Annotated in this window: 4 protein-coding genes and 2 pseudogenes; all 6 read right to left on the bottom strand. The window is 41.8% G+C overall.

The genetic code is table 11. From position 1 onward, the window contains the following. Window positions 1-218: 218 nt before the first annotated feature. Window positions 219-1,747 (bottom strand): annotated as a pseudogene (gene lysS / locus JCM19055_RS22030) (lysine--tRNA ligase). A gap of 103 nt (window positions 1,748-1,850) precedes the next feature. After that, on the bottom strand, window positions 1,851-2,066 hold the full coding sequence (locus tag JCM19055_RS22025) for a helix-turn-helix domain-containing protein (protein WP_042361400.1): 216 nt from the start codon (window positions 2,064-2,066) through the stop codon (window positions 1,851-1,853). Further along, window positions 2,018-2,551 (bottom strand): 2-amino-4-hydroxy-6-hydroxymethyldihydropteridine diphosphokinase, encoded by a 534-nt coding sequence (gene folK / locus JCM19055_RS22020; protein WP_042361399.1) that lies wholly within the window; start codon window positions 2,549-2,551, stop codon window positions 2,018-2,020. The genes JCM19055_RS22025 and folK overlap by 49 nt, the downstream gene beginning before the upstream one ends. Next, window positions 2,548-2,907 (bottom strand): dihydroneopterin aldolase, encoded by a 360-nt coding sequence (folB, locus tag JCM19055_RS22015; RefSeq protein WP_042361397.1) that lies wholly within the window; start codon window positions 2,905-2,907, stop codon window positions 2,548-2,550. Before folB ends, folK begins: the two co-directional genes overlap by 4 nt. After that, window positions 2,900-3,744 (bottom strand): annotated as a pseudogene (gene folP, locus JCM19055_RS22010) (dihydropteroate synthase). The gene folB and the pseudogene folP overlap by 8 nt, the downstream one beginning before the upstream one ends. A 14-nt stretch (window positions 3,745-3,758) precedes the next feature. Then, window positions 3,759-4,181, bottom strand: a 423-nt coding sequence (locus JCM19055_RS22005) for an aminodeoxychorismate/anthranilate synthase component II (protein ID WP_042361395.1), incomplete at its 5' end; no start/stop codon positions are given.

Raw genomic sequence — 4,181 nt, 5'->3', positions numbered from 1 at the left:
CAATTTTGTTCGTTTTAAGCGCCGTCATCTCTTGTGGCGACTCTTAGTATATTATCACCATCTGCGCTTCGCGTCAACTCTTTTTTTTGAAAAGTTTTTTTTCGCGATTTGCGATGTGATGTTTGCGCTCTGTTAAGCACAAATAGAAATATACCATCTCCCCGGACAAGTTGCAAGTATTATTTTAAAAAAATATTGAGCAACGAAAAATTCGTTGCTCAACCTATATTTCTACTCTTCTGATCCCTGTTTTTCATTTGCGGGAACAAGAGTACATCACGAATTGACGCTGAATTTGTTAACAACATCACGAGTCGATCAATCCCAATTCCTAAACCGCCTGTAGGAGGCATTCCATACTCTAGTGATTCAAGGAAGTCTTCATCTAATGGATGCGCCTCATCGTCACCCATCTCTTTAGCCTTTAACTGATCTTCAAATCGAGCCCGTTGATCAATAGGATCGTTTAACTCTGTAAACGCATTGGCATGTTCACGTGCAACAATGAACAATTCAAAACGGTCCGTAAATCTAGGATCCTCTGCGTTCTTTTGAGCGAGTGGTGAAATCGCAAGGGGATGACCGTAGACGAATGTAGGTTGAATAAGCTTTTCTTCAATTAGTTGTTCAAAGAACTCATTTACGACATGCCCAAACGTCATGTAGTTTTCTACATGTACATGATGTTCCTTAGCAAGTTGTCTCGCTTCATCATCACTTAAATCTGCCCAGAAGTTTACGCCTGTCTCTTCTTTAATCAGATCTACCATGTGCACACGACGCCAATTTGGGGTTAAGTCAATGACATCTTCACCGTATTGAACTTTCGTTGTGCCGTGAACTTCTTGTGCAATATGAGCAACAAGGTTCTCTGTTAAATTCATGATATCGTTATAGTCAGCATATGCCTCATACAACTCAATCATCGTAAATTCTGGGTTATGACGCGTTGATACTCCTTCGTTACGGAACACTCGTCCAATTTCATAGACCTTTTCCATTCCACCTACAATGAGGCGCTTCAAATGAAGCTCAATAGCAATTCGCATGTATAGTTCCATGTCGAGTGCATTGTGGTGCGTGACAAATGGTCGTGCAGAAGCCCCACCGGCAATGCTGTGCATTGTTGGTGTTTCTACTTCTAGGAACCCTTGGTCATCAAGGTATCTACGCATCGTTTGAAGAATTTTACTTCTAGTAATAAAGGTATCTTTTACTTCTGGATTTACAATTAGATCTACGTAGCGCTGGCGATAGCGTTGCTCTACATCTTTTAACCCGTGATGCTTGTCCGGAAGGGACGTAATGATTTGGACATTAACGTAAATGTAGTAGCTTTTACTGAAAGCTCCCCAACGTTCGTTTTAAAAGGTACACCAGATACGGCTACAAGATCACCGATATCACACGTCTGGAACTTTTCGTACGCCTCTTCACCTACTTGATCTTTACGCACGTAGATTTGGATTTGACCACGTAAATCTTGAATGTGCGCAAAGCCCGCTTTCCCTTTACCACGCTTTGTCATGAGCCTTCCTGCAATCGTGACCACATGCTCACTTTCTAACTCGACTAATTCTTCTTTAGAATACTGGTCGTATTGCGCTTGCATCTCGACCGTATTATGTGTGCGATCTAAACGCGTTCCAAATGGGTTATACCCCTCTGCTTGCAAACGTTCTAATTTCTCAAGCCTAACGAGTCTTTGGTCTCCTTGTTGTAAATCAGATTCTGTCATGACGTTCATCTCCTTTGTTTAATGATCCTCTACATACATAAAAACTGCCAGTGAAGACTGACAGTCCGTGCAAACAAAAAAACTTCGTCTACTACCTTTGCGAATTTCTGTACTAGCGTTTTATATCCTGTCCGAGCAACTCTTCAACCGATATATCTAATAGATGCGACGCTCGTTCAATGAAGTCTTCTTCTGCGGCCCGCGTCCCACGTTCAATTTCACCAACAACGGAAACCGACATGTGCATTTTATCAGCGAAACTCTGTTGCGTGTAACCTTTCAATTTTCGAAAGGCACGAACTCTTCCACCTGCTTTTGTTGTTTCCATAGAAGTACCCCTTTTCTTAATCTTTCCGGCAAAGCCATGAATAAGTCATGCACCGACGTTTTAAGAGTTGGTATCTGTTCTAAAGGAGCAATTTCTTGTAGTGGAGCGAGCACAAACGCCCGGTCCTCCATACGAGGATGTGGGATACACAACTGTTCCAACTTAATATTCTCATCGTTAAATAATAGAATGTCAAGATCAATTGTTCTCGGTCCATTTAAAATCTCACGCGTACGATGAAGTTCTCGTTCAATGCGTTGAAGTTCCAAAAGCAAGTCCATCGGCCGTAGTGTTGTTTCAACTTTACAAACCATATTTAAAAATTGACTTTGATCTAAGTATCCGACCGGTTCAGTTTCATATATTGAAGAAACCGAACTGATCGCGATTTGTTCATGAACTACCATTGCCTGTAAAGCACTCTTTAAATACTCTTCTCTTGGATTAATGTTCGATCCTAAAGCGATATATGCAGTATGTTTCATCTTGACCTCTTCAATTCGATTGCTACAGAATCATAATGGCCGGGAATTGGTGGGTCCGGCTTAATGACTTTTACCGTTACACTTTGAACAATTGCGAAGTCACCGAGTAACGTCTTCGCAATTTCTTCTGCAATGGTTTCTACTAAATCAAATGTATTCTCTTCAACGACTTGTTTTGTTTTCTCATAAACTTCAGCGTAATTCACACTGTAATTTAAATCATCATTTAACGATGCCTTCGTTAAATCTGCTTCTAATACAACATCGACTGCAAAACGTTGACCTAATGTATTCTCTTCTTTATAGACACCATGATAAGCGTAAAACTTCATGCCATTAACAAAGATTTTATCCAACAGGATTCACCTTCCCTTTACCGAGCATCGCATCCATCATCTTAGAAGTACGACTCATCTCTTTCACGTCATGGACTCGTACAATATGGCAACCTCTTTCAATACCTAGCTGATTGTAGCGCTTGTCCCTTCTAAACGATCATTGGGTGGCGTTTGAAGTGTATTAGCAATTAAAGACTTCCTTGATGTACCTAATAAGACAGGAAAGCCTAACGACGTAATAACATCTAACCGTCTCATTAACTCCAAATTCTGCTCATGCGATTTGGCAAACCCAATACCAGGATCAAGAATAATTCGCTCTTTTGGCACACCGGCTTGTATGCTAAGGTCCACACTTTCTAATAAGTCGTCTACCACATCTTGCAAAAAGTCATGATATTCCGCCTGATTGCGATTATGCGTTAACACGATCGGAACTTCATGTTTTGCTGCAACCGATGCCATTTGTGTATCGTACTTCGCACCCCAAATGTCATTAATGATTGCAGCGCCCGCTTTTACCGCAGCTTCAGCTGTAGCCGCTTTATACGTGTCAATGCTTACTGGGACGTCGACTGACGAAGAAATCGCTTCAATAATCGGCACGACACGAGCAATCTCTTCTTCCACACTGACTGGCGTAAACCCCGGACGAGTCGATTCACCACCAACATCAATAATGTCCGCACCATTCTCTACCATTTGCCTCGCTCTTTCGACCGCAGCATCGAGATTGTTATAGCGTCCACCATCAGAAAATGAGTCAGGAGTGACATTTAAGATTCCCATAATGTATGTTTTCTTAGCAAAGTCCAACCGCCACTGACCCCAACTCAATTCTAACTCTTGTATCATGCTTTTCTTCCCTTCTAAATGGATGTTACGACTTGCTCTCGATGCTGAATTAACCATTGTTGCATCATTTGCTTCCCGAATGCAGTCATAATTGACTCAGGGTGAAATTGTACCCCTTCGGTCGGATGTGTACGATGGCGAAAACCCATCAACTCTCCTTCCTCAGTACGGGAAGTTGCAATGAGGGAACTTGGCAATGACGCTTCATCCACCGTTAGTGAATGGTACCTCATAATCTCAGTTCCTTGTGGAATTTCTTTATATAACGACTGGTTATCATGCATTAACTTTGATGTTTTGCCATGCATTAACCGAGGTGCACGTACGACTTGACCACCAAACACTTGCCCGATTGCTTGGTGCCCTAAACAAACACCTAAAACAGGAATCTTCCCTGTAAAATGCTCAATTGCTGCCAAACTAATTCCTGCTTGGTC

This window comes from Geomicrobium sp. JCM 19055, from assembly GCF_000698185.1.
Classification (GTDB): domain Bacteria; phylum Bacillota; class Bacilli; order Bacillales; family Marinococcaceae; genus Geomicrobium_A; species Geomicrobium_A sediminis.
This window is presented reverse-complemented; position numbering and strand designations above follow the sequence as displayed.

Coding starts and splice junctions, on each gene's coding strand:
- folK (WP_042361399.1), bottom strand. CDS start 2,551: ATGAAACATACTGCATATATCGCTTTAGGATCGAACATTAATCCAAGA.
- JCM19055_RS22025 (WP_042361400.1), bottom strand. CDS start 2,066: ATGGAAACAACAAAAGCAGGTGGAAGAGTTCGTGCCTTTCGAAAATTG.